Raw genomic sequence first — 13,232 nt, 5'->3', positions numbered from 1 at the left:
TATGCGACCAATTGCACGCCAACTCCCTCTGAACTAGCTCAGATTCCCTCGCGCTCGCGCCCGTCCCGGCGGACACTTGGCGCACGTTGCCGGAGCTCTCTGAGGGGGATGCCGATGCGGGACAGCCATCGCGTTGAGGCCGAGCGGCTGCTGGGGCGGGCCGTGGACGACGAGGCCCGGCGGGGGGCCGCCGGGGCGGCCGGGACCCCCGAGGCCCGGGCGGCGCTGCTCGCACGCGGCCGGGAGGCGCTGGACTCGCTCGCCGCGAGCGCGGCCCCCGAGTACGAGGCGTACGTGCGCGCCCTGGACGAAGCGGCGGCCGGCGAGGAGTCGCTCGGCGAGGCCTTCCGGCGGGCGAACCTCTCGACGGCCCTGCTGGTGACGGCCGTTGCCGCCGCCTCGGCCGTCGGAGCCGACCTGGCCTTCGGGGTGGCCGCCGGCACCGCGCTGACCGCCGGGGCCGTCGTCGGCGTGGCCGGGGCGACGGCCACCGTGGCCAAGGTGACCGCCCTGCACCTGCCCGCCGCGAACCGGCGCGCCGGGGAGCTGGGGCGGCCCGGCGGGGCGGAGCAGCTGAAGCTCCAGTGGCTGTCGGCGCTGGAGGTGCGCGGGATACGCCCCTTCCTGGAGCAGCAGCGCAAGGTGGCCAAGAACGCCGCCCAGGCCATCACCCCCCTCCCCAAGGCGAACGGGAACGGCGGCGGCGGCCTCCCGCTGCGCGGGGCCAACCGCAGCGCCGAGGCGCGGCGGCGGGCGGTGCTGGAGCAGTCCTTCGCGCAACTCCCGGAGTTGGAGGGCCTGTTCACGGGCCGTCGGGCGGAGCTGGCCCGGATCGCCCAGTGGGTGCAGACGGCCCGCGCCAGCACCGAGACCCGGCCGGTGGTCGTGGTGCTGCACGGCGAGCCGGGGGTGGGCCGCACCACGCTGGCGCTGCACGCGGCGCACGCACTGCGGGACCAGTTCAAGGGCGCCTGCGTGGTGGACCTGCGCGGCGGCGGGGCCGCCGAGACCCCGCTGCCCACCCGCGAGGCGCTGCTGCACCTGATGAACCGGCTCGGCGCCCCCCGTGAGCAGCTGCTCTTCCGCGAGGGTTCCTCGGCGGAGCAACAGGTGCGCAGGCTGGGCGAGTTGTACCACCAGCACCTGCAGGGCACCCCTGTGACGGTGGTCCTGGACGATGCCGTCGACGCCGCGCAGGTACGGATGCTCGTGCCCGAGCGCTCCGAGAGCCTGGTCCTGGTCACGGCGCGGGAGCCGCTGGAGCTGCCGGCGGACCTGGCGGCCTGGGTGCACCAGGTGCCGGTGACCCGGCTGGCCCAGGAGGCCGGGGCCGAGCTGGTCCGGGCGGGCGCCCGCGAAGCCCCGTACGGGGAGGAGACCGTACGGGAGCTGCTCGCGCTCGGCGCCGGACTGCCGCTCGCGCTGCGCGTCCTGGCCCCCCTCGGGGCCGGCCGGAGCGACGGGGACGACGAGAGCGCCGGGGACACGGCGAGCGCCCCGGACGCGCGGACGGCCGACGGCACCCTGGACTCCGCCCTCGACCTGGCCTACGCCGCCCTGCCCGAGGAACGGCGCCGCCTGCTGCGCCGCCTCACCCTGGCCGGCCGGGCCTCGCTCGGGGCGGCGGCCGCGGCGGCGCTGATCGACGCGGAACAGGTGGAGGCCGGGCGGCTGCTGCGCGAGCTGGCGCAGGCGGGCCTGCTGGACCACGTACGCGGGGACCGGTTCCGGATGCACGACGCGGTGCGCGCCCACGCGGCGGCGCGGCTGGCGGCCGACGAGGACCGGGCCGGGGCCGCGGCGGCCCACGAGCGGCTGATCCGCACGTACGCGCAGCTCGCCGACTCGGTGATCCGGATGGTCGACGGAAAGATGTCCACGCGCGCCAACGCCCTGTCGAAGTCGAGCACGGTTGGCGGCCACGGCTTCGCCTCCCTGGACGCGGCGCTGCGCTGGCTGGACGACGAGTCCAGCTTCATCACGGCGGCCCTGCGTCACTCGGAGGGCGTGGACCAGCAGGCGGTACTGGACCTGCTGGGCGCGCTCTGCGACTTCTGCCTGCTGCGCGGGGACCTGTACCGGCTCGGCGAGATCAACGAGCTGACCCAGGCCGTCGACCAGGGGCTGCTGGTCCGCTCGGTGCAGTGGCGCACCGGTATCGCGGCGCGCCAGCTCGGCGAGCTCGACAAGTCCCGCACCACCCTGACCTCGCTGGTCGACCAGTACATGGAGGCCCACCAGGAGGCCGGCGCGGGCATGGCACTGGTCTCGCTGGGTATCACCCTGCACCACCAGGGCAATCTCCCGGAGGCCTCGGCGCGCATCCGCGAGGCCCTGGTCCTGCAGGCCTCCGACGAGCTCGCGGGCGACCGCGCGTGGGGGTTGCACGCGCTCGGAGCCGTCGAACGCGACCGCGCGCACCTCGTGGAGGCCCTGCGGCTGCTGCGCGAGTCCCTGGTGCTGCACCGGGAGAGCGGGAGCGTGCACGGCGAGGCCTGGGCGCACTTCCAGCTCGGCCAGGTCCACCTGCGCCTGGGCCAGGTGGAGCGCGCGGAGGCGGAGCTGCGCCTGGCGCTGGAGCTGTACGGGCGCACCCGCGACGACCGCGGCCAGGCCTGGGCGCTGACCCAGCTCGGCCGGGCCCGGGTGGTCGACGGGGATCCGGGGCCGGCCCTGGAGCGGCTGCGCGACGCGCTGGCCCGCCACCGGGAGGCGGAGGACGCGCGCGGCGAGGCGTGGACCCTGTACTACCTGGGGCAGGCGCTGGAGGAGGCCGGGGAGCGGGACCGGGCGGTGCGGGAGCTGGAGCGGGCCCGCACGATGTTCTCCCGGATGCGCGACGTGTACGGGCTGGCGCACGCCCGCCACCACTCGGGCCGGGTGACGCGCGACCAGCGGGCGGCGCAGACGGGCAACCTGCGCAACTCCGGCTTCGCCCGCCAGCTGCTGGTGGACGCGCGGGCGGACTTCCGGCGGATCGGGCTGGCGCACGGGGAGGCGTGGACCTGCGTGGAGCTGGCGATCGTGGACGCGGGCAACGGGCGCACCGCGCAGGCGCTCGACCTGTGCGAGGAGGCCGTCCGGCTGTTCATCTCCTACGGGGACCGGCGCGGGGAGGACTGGGCGCGGTTCCTGCGCTGCACGCTCCTGCCCTACGCGGTCCCGGGCGCGCCCGACGAGGCACGCACGGAGCTGGCCCGCCTCTCGGCGGCCCCGCACCCGATGCGGGACGGGCGGCTGGAGGACTGCCTGGAGACCTACGCGGTGATCCTGGCGCGCGGAGTCGACCCGGCGGAGGGCTGGCAGGCGTGGCGGCTGTCGCTGGTGCCGAACCTGCACTCGCGGGAGATCATGGGGATCCCGGTGCCGCTGGCGGCCGAGTAGGGCGCGCCGGCGACCACGCGCGCGAAGGTCCGCCGTCCCACCGGTCTGCGGGTGGGACGGCGGTCGCGCGAAGGACCGTACGTACGGGCGGGCCCCTACGGGGCGCGCGTGCCCTCCGCCGGGGTGGGCTCCGGGGCTTCCTTGAAGTCGACCCGGCCCATGTGCCGGCTCATCGACTTCATCAGGCCCCACACCCCGAGGGCGAGGGCCGCGAACACGATGAAGCCCAGGATTCCGGGGGTCACCTTGTTCTTGTCGAAGGTGTCTCCGGCCAGCGGGAGGAGCTGGGCGATTGCTGCCTGCGTAGCGCTCATAGCTACGCATTCTCCCGGATGCCCGCGAAGAGGTCGGACTCGGGGAGGGAAGTGTCCACGAGCGACTTCGCCAGCTCGTACTCCTCGGTCGGCCAGACCTCCTTCTGGATCTCCATCGGGACGCGGAACCAGCCGCCGTCCGGGTCGATCTGCGTCGCGTGCGCGATGAGGGCCTTGTCGCGGATCTCGAAGAACTCGGCGCAGGGGATGTGGGTGGTCAGGGTCCGCTCCTTGCGCTCGAACTCCTTCCACCGCTCCAGCCACTCCGCGTAGGGGGACTCCATGCCGCGGGAGAGCAGCGCCTCGTGCAGGGCGACGGTGCGCGGCTTGTTGAAGCCCTGGTTGTAGTAGAGCTTCTGCGGCTGGTAGGCCGGGCCGAACTCGGCCTCCGGGTACTTCTCGGTGTCGGAGGCGTGCTCGAAGGCCACCATGGAGATCTGGTGGGTCATGATGTGGTCGGGGTGCGGGTAGCCGCCGTTCTCGTCGTACGTGGTGACGACCTGCGGCTTGAAGGCGCGGATCTTCTTCACCAGCTCGCCGGCGGCCTCGTCCACGTCGGCCAGCGCGAAGCAGCCCTCGGGCAGCGGCGGCAGCGGGTCGCCCTCGGGAAGCCCGGAGTCGACGTACCCCAGCCACTCCTGGTCGACGCCGAGGATCTCGCGGGCCTCGTCCATCTCCTTGGCGCGGACCTCGTGGATGTTCTCCTCGATGTACTTGTCGCCCTGGAGCTTGGGATTGAGGACGGAGCCGCGCTCGCCGCCGGTGCAGGTCACCACCAGGACGGACACCCCCTCGGACACGTACTTGGCCATGGTGGCCGCGCCCTTGCTCGACTCGTCGTCGGGGTGGGCATGGACGGCCATCAGTCGAAGCTGCTCGGTCAAGACAGGATCCTCTTTGAGTCGTCAGGGCTGGCGCCTTCTATATTGAATCCTCCCCGATCCTGAGGGCCGGGGATTCCTGGCTCACGTTGGCTGTGGGCCTGCGGCCCCTCAGCTCTTACACGATCAGCACCAGCCGGGTTGAGACCAGCCCGGACCAGCATCACGCGGGCGGAATTCTTGTCCCTGGGGGACACAGCTCCACACACGGTGCAGGTGTAGGTACGTTCCGAGAGAGGCAGTGCGTGCTTGGTTCTCGCTCCGCACTGCGCGCAGTCCATCGTGGTGTGCGCGGGATGGACCATGTGCACGATACGCCCGTGCTTGCGAGCCATGTTGATCAGCTCACGCTTAGTGGTGGAGATCGCGGCGTCGGCCGCTTTACGCGCCATGGCGGACTTGGCGAGGAACTTCGGGCGGAAGTCCTCCACAGCGAGGGTGTCGTGGTCGCGGACGACCGTCTTGGCCCACTTTCGGGCGCCGTCCTGGCGTTGCCGGGCCACCTTCTTGCCGTGCTCGGCGTGCTGGAGGTCGTGGGTGTCGCTGGTGGTGGTCGCGGTCTCCTTCACGCCCCAGTCGATGCCGATCACCGCGCCCGTTCCCGGGAGGGGCTGGGCTTCGGTGGGGACGACGAAGGACGCATACCAGTGCCCGAGGGTGTCGCGGTAGATCCGCACGCTCGACGGGGCCGCCGGAAGTGCGCGGGACCACACCACGGTCAGGCTGATGCCGCCCGCCAGGTGCAGGCGGCCGTCCTTGATCCGGAAACCGCGCCGGGTGTAGTTCAGGCTCGGATCGGTCTTGGCCTTCTTCTTGTACTTGGGCATTCCCGCCCGCTGCCGAATCGGCAACCGGGCCTTGATGTCTTTCAAGGCTTTGGTGCGGGACTTCCCGAAGTCCCGCACCAACTGCTGCTGCGGAACGCTACTGCCGTCACCCAACCAGGTGTTGCGGTTGCGGGCTTCAGTCAGCATCCTGTCCAGCCGGGCCGGACCGCACTCCTCCTTCTCCTGCAGTGCCGTCATGCGATCAACCTAACCGAGCCCACTGACAATGCCGGAAAGCGCAGATCACGGCAGGGCGAAGAGAACCGGGGTACTGCGCGTCTACGATGGCGGGACCGCCCTCCCCGGGCTGGGATTTCCGTGGTTCGCCCGTCTCGAAGGGAACGATCAATGAGCGCGGTGCGCGAGGGACTGCCCGAGGGCCGTTACGGCCGGTCGGCGGACGAGCGTGCGGACCGGAAGCTCAAGATCGTGGGATCGGTCCTCGGGATCGGCCTGCTGGGCGTGGTCGGCTGGATCGGCTGGGACTACGTCGCCGGTCAGAGCGTCAGCGCCGAGGTCATCAAGTACCAGGTGGTCTCGGACAACGCGGTCGAGGTGCACCTGGAGGTGCGCAAGGACGCCTCGGTCACCGGGGTGTGCACGCTCAGCTCGCAGGACGTGAACCACGGCGAGGTGGGCCGGGCCGACTTCACGTTCGCGCAGAAGGACAAGCGCGTGGACGAGATGGTGACGCTGAAGACCACCGGCCGCGCCACGATGATCGACCTGATCGGCTGCCGGGCCGCGGGCACCGCGAACTGAACCTTTCCCCGGCTGAGCCTTTCCCCGGCTGGCCCGGTCCCCCGGCGCGGGCAACACGCCGGGTGGTGGAGTCGTTCCTTCCGGTTACCTCCGGCCCCGTCCGGCCCAGTCCGGCCTCGCCCCCGCCCGGCCGGGGGCCCTGACGTACTTCACACGCTTGGTGTCCTCCCCCTTTTCTTCCCGAATTGTTAGGCTCGTGGTTTCGTCCGCCGCTGGCGGCTTTGTAGTCCCTGTACCGACGAGGAGCACCCGTGACCCAGACGAGCGAGAGCGTCACCTGGCTGACCCAGGCGGCGTACGACCAGCTGACAGCAGAGCTGGAGTACCTCTCTGGTCCCGCCCGCACGGAGATCACGATCAAGATCGCCGCGGCCCGCGAGGAGGGCGACCTCCGCGAGAACGGCGGTTACCACGCGGCCAAGGAGGAGCAGGGCAAGCAGGAGCTCCGCATCCGCCAGCTCACGCAGCTCCTGGAGAAGGCCAAGGTCGGCACGGCCCCCGCCTCGGAGGGCGTGGTGGCCCCCGGCACGCTCGTCAAGATCGCTTTCGACGGCGACGAGAACGACACCATGGAGTTCCTGCTGGCCTCGCGCGAGTACGCGTCCTCGGACTTCGAGACCTACTCCCCGCAGTCCCCGCTGGGCACCGGCGTGATGGGCAAGAAGATCGGCGAGGACGCCCAGTACGAGCTGCCCAACGGCAAGCACGCCTCGGTCAAGATCCTCGACGTCAAGCCCTTCACCGGCTGATCACCCCCCTTTGCGAATTCGCCCCGCCGAGCAGCTGCTCGGCGGGGCGAAGTGCTTCCCGTGGGTTCCGCCTAAGCCGTTGCCGAGCGGTACTTGCGCACCGCCAGGGTTCGGAAGAGCACGATGATCAGGACCGACCAGAGGACGGACGCGATGACCGGGTGCTGCATCGGCCAGGCTTCGGGGACCGGATAGCCCTCGGGCAGGTTGCCGAAGAGCTGGCGCGAGGCCTGGACGGTGGCGCTGAAGGGGTTCCACTCCGCGATGTGCCGCAGGAAGCCCGGCATGTTCTGGGAGGGGACGAAGGCGTTCGAGATGAACGTCAGCGGGAAGAGCCAGATCAGCCCGCCCGAGGTGGCCGCCTCCGGGGTGCGCACCGACAGGCCGATCAGGGCGCCGATCCAGGAGAACGCGTACCCGAGCAGGAGCAGCAGGGCGAAGCCGGCCAGGACCTCGCCGAGGTTGGTGTGGGTGCGCCAGCCGACGATCAGCGCCACGATCGCCAGGACGACGAGCGTGAGGGTGGTCTGGACGAGGTCGGCGAGGGTGCGGCCGGTCAGTACCGCGCCCCGGGCCATGGGCAGGGAGCGGAAGCGGTCGATGAGGCCCTTGTGCATGTCGTCCGCGATGCCCGCGCCCGCGCCGGCCGTGGCGAAGGTGACCGTCTGGGCGAAGATGCCCGCCATCAGGAACTCGCGGTAGGCGGCGGGCGAGGTGTTGCCGCCGACGGCTATGGAGCCGCCGAAGACGTAGCTGAACAGGACGACGAACATCACCGGCTGGATCACGCCGAAGATGATCATCTCGGGGATGCGGGACATCCGGATCAGGTTCCGCTTGGCCATGACCAGGGAGTCCTTGACCCCCTGGACGATGCCGCCGCGCGGGCGGGGCGCCACCAGCTCCGGGGTCGTGGAGGTGAGGGTCATTTCACCGTCTCCTTGCTCGCCTTACGGGCCTTGCGGCCACCCTTGGCGTCGGCGGACGGAACGCCGTCCTCCGCGTCGGCGTCCGCGAGCTCCGCGGCGTGGCCGGTCAGGGAGATGAACACGTCGTCCAGGGTGGGACGGCGCAGGCCGATGTCGTCGATCTCGATGCCGCGCCCGTCGAGCTCGCGGATGACCTCGGCGAGCAGCTTGGCGCCGCCGGAGACCGGCACGGTCAGCTTGCGGGTGTGTTCCTCGACGGTGGTCTCGCCCTTGCCGAAGCCGGCGAGGACCTCACGGGCCTGCGCCATGTGCTCGCGCTCGTGCACGACCACCTCGACGCGCTCGCCGCCCGTCTGGGCCTTGAGCTGGTCGGAGGTGCCGCGCGCGATGACCTTTCCGTGGTCGACCACGCAGATGTCGTGCGCGAGGTGGTCGGCCTCCTCCAGGTACTGCGTGGTGAGCAGCAGGGTGGTGCCGCCCGCGACGAGCTCCTGGATGATCGCCCACAGCGCCTGCCGGTTGCGCGGGTCGAGGCCGGTGGTGGGCTCGTCCATGAACATCACGGGCGGGCTCACGACGAGGGCCGCCGCGAGGTCGAGGCGCCGGCGCATGCCGCCGGAGTAGGTCTTGGCCGTGCGGTCGGCGGCGTCGCCGAGGTTGAACCGCTCGAGCAGTTCGGCGGCACGGGCCTTCGCCGCCTTGGCGCTCATCTGGTAGAGCTGGCCGACCATTTGGAGGTTCTCGCGGCCGGTCAGGTACTCGTCGACTGCGGCGAACTGGCCCGACAGGCCTATCGCGCGCCGCACTTCGTTGGGGTGCTTGAGCACGTCGATGCCCGCGACGACCGCCTTGCCGCTGTCGGGCTGGAGGAGGGTGGTCAGGACGCGCACGGTCGTGGTCTTGCCCGCTCCGTTCGGGCCGAGCAGACCGAGGACGGTGCCTTCGGGGACGTCCAGGTCCACGCCGTCCAGAGCCCGTACGTCGCCGAAGGTCTTGACCAGACCTTCGGCGTAGATAGCGCCTGGCATATGAATGCTCCCAGTGCGGATGGGGCCAGCAGAATCGTTACATTCCTACGCAAATCCTAGGGGCGGTGAGCGTCCCTCGCCCGGCCGCCGCCGATCGGGCGAACGCTATCGCGTCATATCGCGTTTCCGCTACGGGTGGTGCGGGCGGGCGGGAATCCGCCGACAGGCCCTGGCCCAGGCCGTAGCCCTGGCTAGCTCATGACCTTGTACCCCGCGCTGTGCAGCGAACGGGCGACCTCCGCGCAGTGCTTCGGCCCCTTCGTCTCCAGGTGCAGCTCCACCTCCACCTCCGTGAGCCCCAGCCGCGGGTCGGTCCGTACGTGGCTCACGTCCAGCACGTTCGCATCCACCACCGACAACACCCCCAGCAGACCGGCCAGCGCCCCCGGGCGGTCGGTCACGCGCAGCCGCAGCGACAGGTAGCGGCCGGCCGCGGCCATGCCGTGGCGCAGGATCCGCTGCAGGAGCAGCGGATCGATGTTGCCGCCCGACAGGACGGCGACGACCGGGCCGTCCCCGTACAGTTCGGGTTCGCTCAGCAGCGCGGCCACCGGGCTGCACCCGGCCGGCTCGACCACCATCTTCGCCCGCTCCAGGCAGAGCAGCAGGGCGCTGGAGAGCGCGTCCTCCGACACCGTACGCACGTCGTCGACGAGTTCGCCGATGATTTTGAAGGGGACGTCGCCGGGCCGTCCCACCTTGATGCCGTCCGCCATCGTGTTCGGGTTCTCGATCGACACCGGGTGCCCGACCTTCAGCGAGGGCGGGTACGCGGCCGCGCCGGCCGCCTGGACCCCGACCACCCGGACGTCCGGCCGCAGCGCCTTGACCGCGACCGCCACACCGGCCGCGAGCCCGCCGCCGCCGATGCCGACCAGGATGGTGCGCACCTCGGGGCACTGCTCCAGGATCTCCAGGCCGACCGTGCCCTGCCCGGCGATGATGTCGTGGTGGTCGAAGGGGTGGATGAACACCGCCCCCGTACGGTCCGCGTACTCCTGGGCGGCCGCGAGGGTCTCGTCCACCACCTGCCCGTGCAGGCGCACCTCGGCGCCGTAGTCCTGGGTGGCCGCCACCTTCGGCAGCGGCGCCCCGACCGGCATGAAGACCGTCGAGCGGACCCCGAGCAGGGAGGAGGCCAGGGCCACGCCCTGCGCGTGGTTCCCTGCGCTGGCGGCGACCACCCCGGCGGCGCGCTGCTCGGGGCGCAGGCCGGCGATGCGGACGTAGGCGCCGCGCAGCTTGAAGGAGCCGGTGCGCTGGAGGTTCTCGCACTTGAGGTGGACCGGGGATCCGGTGAGGGAGGAGAGGTACCGGCTGCCCTCCATCGCGGTCACCCGGGAGACGCCCGAGAGCATCTTCTGGGCCCCCCGGACGTCGTCGAGGATGACCTGCGGGACGGGCTGCGGCACGCGGTAGTTCATGCGGTCAGTCTCGCAGCCCGCACGGATCGCGGCGCGTGGCCGGGGACCCGGCCACGCGCCACGACAGGTCCGTCCGCCGCTGCGGACGTGTCCGCCGAAGGCTGCGGACAGGGCTGCCTTTGGGTGCCTGGACGGGTGAAATCAGGCCATCCTGGACGGCCCGCAGCCGGGCCCGCGCAGCGGCCGTATCAGTTCTCGTACGCGGAGTACGAGCCGCCGCACGGCCGCGTACTCTGTCCCCCATCCTTGTCGGCCCCAGCGAAGAGAGCCCACGGCCATGCCCTCCACCTCGGCCAGTTCCGACCTGCCCGCGCAGCCCTGCGCGCCCGCCGGCGCGCCCGCCGAAGCCGGTCTCCTCGACGCGCTCCAGCACCAGGTGGCGGTCTTCGCCCGGCGCGCCGAGCAGACCCGCCTGGGCGGGGTCGGCCAGGCCCGCAACTCCATGGACCGGGCCGCGTACCTGCTGCTCAACCGGCTCGACCTGGAAGGCCCGATGGGCGTCAAGGCGCTCGCCGGCGGCATGGGCATCGACTCCTCCACCGTCACCCGCCAGGTCGCGCCCCTCGTCGACAGCGGTCTGGTCAAGCGGGCCTCGCACCCCGAGGACGGGCGGGCCGTGGTGCTCGCGCTGTCCCCGCGCGGGCTGGCGCGGCTGGAGGAGGTCCGCTCCTCGCGGCGCGAGCTGATGGCCCGGGTGACGGACGGCTGGGACGAGGCGGAGCGCGAGGCGTTCACCGCTCTGCTGACCCGATTCAACGTCTCGCTGTCCGAGCTGATGTCGGCGGCTTCCGAGGCGGGCCCCGACGCGGGCGCCGACCCGGCTTCCGCGGCCGGACCCGCCTCCTGATCCAAGTACTCCCGACCCCTTGACCGGGGTGGTCCCGCTGGCCGCACTATGTGGATTGTGGACCACGGGCCGGGCCCCTACGCCGAATTCGAAGCCTTCGTCGCCGGTGCGGCGGGGCGGCTCCTGCGCGTCGCGATCCTGCTCACGGCGGAACCCGGCACCGGCCCGTCCGGTGCGGCCGACGCCCCCGCCGCGCGCGGACTCCTCGGGGGCGCGCTGGCCCGTACGTACGCGAACTGGCGCAGGCTGCGCGGGGACGACCCGTACGACTACACCCGCCAGGAGCTGTGCGCCGCCTTCGCCCGCACCGGCCGCCGCCACCACGGCGGCGCCGGGGTGCTCGGCCGGCTGAGCCCGCTGGAGCGGCTCGTGCTGGTGCTGCGGCTCTACGAGGGGCTCGCGGAGGAGGTCACGGCGGCGCAGCTGGGGCTGCCGCCCGAGCGGGTACGGGCGCTCTGCGCGCGGGCCGTGGCCGAGCTGCGCAAGGGCCCGGGCACCGGGACCCCTGGAACCACTCGCTCCGCCGGTTCGGCTGCGGCAGGTGCCGCATGAGCAGCCGCCCGGACCCCAAGGAAGCCCAGGTCAGGCGGCTGCTGGAGGGTCCGTACCCGACGGTGCCGACCGATCTGGCGTCGGGAGCCGCCGCGCGCGGGGACCGGCTGCTGCGGCGGCGCCTGGTCCGGCGCCGGATCGGCTGGACCCTGCTGTTCGCGGCGGTGGTGGCCTTCGTGGTCTGGGCTTCGCTGACGCACGCCTGGACCTGGACGGCCCCCTCGAGCGAGGTCTCGCCGCCCTGGTAGGCGGGTGGGCGGCCCGGCCCCGCGGACGACTCCGCCCCCGGTGCCGGGCGGCAACGGGGGCGGAGGAGGCGTTCAGCGGGTGATCAGCGGGCTGTCACCGGACGGTCGGTGCCGGTCAGCCCAGCGCCTGGGTCAGGTCCGCCACCAGGTCGTCCGCGTTCTCGATGCCGACCGACAGCCGGACCAGGTCCGCCGGGACCTCCAGGGCCGAGCCGGCCACCGAGGCGTGGGTCATGCGGCCCGGGTGCTCGATGAGGGACTCGACGCCGCCGAGGGACTCGGCCAGGGTGAAGATCTTGGTGCGGGCGCAGAGGTCGACCGCCGCCTGCTCGCCACCGACGACCTGGAAGGAGATCATGCCGCCGAAGTTGCGCATCTGCTTGGCGGCGACCTCGTGGCCCGGGTGCTCGGGCAGGCCCGGGTAGAGGACCTTGTGGACCTTGGGGTGGCGGGTCAGCAGCTCGACGACCTTGCCCGCGTTCTCCGCGTGCCGGTCCATGCGCACGGCCAGCGTCTTGATGCCGCGCAGCACGATCCACGAGTCGAAGGGGCCGGCCACGGCGCCCATCGCGTTCTGGTGGTAGGCCAGTTCCTCGCCGAGCGCCTCGTCGGCGGCGACGAGCGCGCCGCCCACGACGTCGGAGTGGCCGCCCATGTACTTGGTCAGCGAGTGCACGACCACGTCCGCGCCGAGCGCGAGGGGCTGCTGGAGGTAGGGGGACGCGAAGGTGTTGTCCACGACCAGCTTGGCGCCGGCCGTCCGCGCGATGTCGGCGACCAGGGCGATGTCGGTGATGCCCAGGAGCGGGTTGGAGGGGGTCTCGACCCAGATGACCTTGGTCTTCGGGGTGATGGCGGCGCGTACGGACGCCGGGTCGGAGGTGTCCGCCACCGACCACTCGACGCCCCAGCGGGAGACGACCTTCGCGAAGAGCCGGAAGGTGCCGCCGTAGGCGTCGTTCGGGATGACCACGTGGTCGCCCGGGGAAAGCAGCGTGCGCAGCAGGCAGTCCTCGGCGGCGAGCCCGGACGCGAAGGCGAGGCCGCGCCGGCCGCCCTCCAGCGCCGCGAGGTTCTCCTCCAGCGCGGTACGGGTCGGGTTGCCGCTGCGGCTGTACTCGTAGCCGCCGCGCAGTCCGCCCACGCCGTCCTGCTTGTACGTGGATACCTGGTAGATCGGCGGTACTACCGCACCGGTCTGCGGGTCCGCCGTATTGCCCGCGTGGATGGCACGGGTCTCGAAGCTCTGGTGCTCGTGGCTGTCATCGCTCATGGCCCGATGCTAAT

Annotated in this window: 13 protein-coding genes; 6 read left to right on the top strand and 7 right to left on the bottom strand. The window is 72.1% G+C overall.

Annotation, left to right across the window (positions count from 1 at the left end; translation table 11 throughout):
* Window positions 1–114: 114 nt before the first annotated feature.
* Window positions 115–3,384: a tetratricopeptide repeat protein gene (locus tag OHU74_RS22860; RefSeq protein WP_371617606.1), complete on the top strand. Its 3,270-nt coding sequence runs from the start codon at window positions 115–117 to the stop codon at window positions 3,382–3,384.
* 95 nt (window positions 3,385–3,479) lie between these two features.
* Here OHU74_RS22860 and OHU74_RS22855 read toward each other — a convergent pair whose 3' ends face one another.
* From OHU74_RS22855 to OHU74_RS22845, 3 genes are read right to left on the bottom strand one after another with little or no spacing between them, the layout of a single operon-like run.
* Window positions 3,480–3,698, bottom strand: coding sequence for a hypothetical protein (locus tag OHU74_RS22855; protein ID WP_371617605.1), 219 nt, complete (start codon window positions 3,696–3,698; stop codon window positions 3,480–3,482).
* Between the two features lie 2 nt (window positions 3,699–3,700).
* The gene (mca, locus tag OHU74_RS22850; protein ID WP_371617604.1) at window positions 3,701–4,582 is read right to left on the bottom strand and encodes a mycothiol conjugate amidase Mca; all 882 of its coding nucleotides are present in this window, start codon (window positions 4,580–4,582) and stop codon (window positions 3,701–3,703) included.
* On the bottom strand, window positions 4,579–5,604 hold the full coding sequence (locus OHU74_RS22845; RefSeq protein WP_371617603.1) for an RNA-guided endonuclease InsQ/TnpB family protein: 1,026 nt from the start codon (window positions 5,602–5,604) through the stop codon (window positions 4,579–4,581). The genes mca and OHU74_RS22845 overlap by 4 nt, the downstream gene beginning before the upstream one ends.
* Before the next feature lie 150 nt (window positions 5,605–5,754).
* On the opposite strand from OHU74_RS22845, the gene OHU74_RS22840 reads away from it, so the two are divergent.
* Window positions 5,755–6,168 carry a DUF4307 domain-containing protein gene (locus tag OHU74_RS22840; protein WP_371617602.1) on the top strand — a complete coding sequence of 138 codons (414 nt, stop codon included), beginning with the start codon at window positions 5,755–5,757 and terminating at the stop codon, window positions 6,166–6,168.
* A gap of 251 nt (window positions 6,169–6,419) precedes the next feature.
* Window positions 6,420–6,917, top strand: coding sequence for a transcription elongation factor GreA (greA, locus tag OHU74_RS22835; RefSeq protein WP_371617601.1), 498 nt, complete (start codon window positions 6,420–6,422; stop codon window positions 6,915–6,917).
* Between the two features lie 71 nt (window positions 6,918–6,988).
* Here the strand turns inward: greA and OHU74_RS22830 are convergent, their stop codons facing one another.
* The 3 genes from OHU74_RS22830 to ilvA all read right to left on the bottom strand — a co-directional run bounded on the left by OHU74_RS22830 (window position 6,989) and on the right by ilvA (window position 10,298).
* Window positions 6,989–7,846: an ABC transporter permease gene (locus OHU74_RS22830; RefSeq protein ID WP_371617600.1), complete on the bottom strand. Its 858-nt coding sequence runs from the start codon at window positions 7,844–7,846 to the stop codon at window positions 6,989–6,991.
* On the bottom strand, window positions 7,843–8,874 hold the full coding sequence (locus OHU74_RS22825) for an ATP-binding cassette domain-containing protein (protein WP_371617599.1): 1,032 nt from the start codon (window positions 8,872–8,874) through the stop codon (window positions 7,843–7,845). The genes OHU74_RS22830 and OHU74_RS22825 overlap by 4 nt, the downstream gene beginning before the upstream one ends.
* A 191-nt stretch (window positions 8,875–9,065) precedes the next feature.
* Window positions 9,066–10,298, bottom strand: coding sequence for a threonine ammonia-lyase (gene ilvA / locus OHU74_RS22820; RefSeq protein ID WP_371617598.1), 1,233 nt, complete (start codon window positions 10,296–10,298; stop codon window positions 9,066–9,068).
* A gap of 277 nt (window positions 10,299–10,575) precedes the next feature.
* Here ilvA and OHU74_RS22815 point away from each other — a divergent pair, with 277 nt between their 5' ends.
* Genes OHU74_RS22815 through OHU74_RS22805 form a run of 3 tightly spaced genes read left to right on the top strand, consistent with a single transcriptional unit; the run spans window position 10,576 to window position 11,945 of the window.
* Entirely contained in the window at window positions 10,576–11,145 is a 570-nt protein-coding gene (locus OHU74_RS22815; RefSeq protein ID WP_371617597.1) for a MarR family winged helix-turn-helix transcriptional regulator, read from the top strand.
* 57 nt (window positions 11,146–11,202) lie between these two features.
* Window positions 11,203–11,697 carry a sigma factor-like helix-turn-helix DNA-binding protein gene (locus tag OHU74_RS22810; RefSeq protein WP_371617596.1) on the top strand — a complete coding sequence of 165 codons (495 nt, stop codon included), beginning with the start codon at window positions 11,203–11,205 and terminating at the stop codon, window positions 11,695–11,697.
* On the top strand, window positions 11,694–11,945 hold the full coding sequence (locus tag OHU74_RS22805; RefSeq protein WP_371617595.1) for a hypothetical protein: 252 nt from the start codon (window positions 11,694–11,696) through the stop codon (window positions 11,943–11,945). Before OHU74_RS22810 ends, OHU74_RS22805 begins: the two co-directional genes overlap by 4 nt.
* A gap of 115 nt (window positions 11,946–12,060) precedes the next feature.
* Here OHU74_RS22805 and OHU74_RS22800 read toward each other — a convergent pair whose 3' ends face one another.
* On the bottom strand, window positions 12,061–13,218 hold the full coding sequence (locus OHU74_RS22800; protein WP_371617594.1) for a cystathionine gamma-synthase: 1,158 nt from the start codon (window positions 13,216–13,218) through the stop codon (window positions 12,061–12,063).
* Window positions 13,219–13,232 lie beyond the last annotated feature (14 nt).

The sequence above is a fragment of the Streptomyces sp. NBC_00454 genome, from assembly GCF_041434015.1.
In the GTDB taxonomy this organism is placed as follows: Bacteria; Actinomycetota; Actinomycetes; order Streptomycetales; family Streptomycetaceae; genus Streptomyces.
This window is presented reverse-complemented; position numbering and strand designations above follow the sequence as displayed.

What these genes read in the sequence shown, in the direction of transcription:
- OHU74_RS22860 (WP_371617606.1), top strand. Translation starts at nt 115, where the DNA reads ATGCGGGACAGCCATCGCGTTGAGGCCGAGCGGCTGCTGGGGCGGGCC.
- OHU74_RS22855 (WP_371617605.1), bottom strand. Translation starts at nt 3,698, where the DNA reads ATGAGCGCTACGCAGGCAGCAATCGCCCAGCTCCTCCCGCTGGCCGGA.
- OHU74_RS22845 (WP_371617603.1), bottom strand. Translation starts at nt 5,604, where the DNA reads ATGACGGCACTGCAGGAGAAGGAGGAGTGCGGTCCGGCCCGGCTGGAC.
- OHU74_RS22840 (WP_371617602.1), top strand. Translation starts at nt 5,755, where the DNA reads ATGAGCGCGGTGCGCGAGGGACTGCCCGAGGGCCGTTACGGCCGGTCG.
- OHU74_RS22830 (WP_371617600.1), bottom strand. Translation starts at nt 7,846, where the DNA reads ATGACCCTCACCTCCACGACCCCGGAGCTGGTGGCGCCCCGCCCGCGC.
- OHU74_RS22825 (WP_371617599.1), bottom strand. Translation starts at nt 8,874, where the DNA reads ATGCCAGGCGCTATCTACGCCGAAGGTCTGGTCAAGACCTTCGGCGAC.
- ilvA (WP_371617598.1), bottom strand. Translation starts at nt 10,298, where the DNA reads ATGAACTACCGCGTGCCGCAGCCCGTCCCGCAGGTCATCCTCGACGAC.
- OHU74_RS22815 (WP_371617597.1), top strand. Translation starts at nt 10,576, where the DNA reads ATGCCCTCCACCTCGGCCAGTTCCGACCTGCCCGCGCAGCCCTGCGCG.
- OHU74_RS22805 (WP_371617595.1), top strand. Translation starts at nt 11,694, where the DNA reads ATGAGCAGCCGCCCGGACCCCAAGGAAGCCCAGGTCAGGCGGCTGCTG.
- OHU74_RS22800 (WP_371617594.1), bottom strand. Translation starts at nt 13,218, where the DNA reads ATGAGCGATGACAGCCACGAGCACCAGAGCTTCGAGACCCGTGCCATC.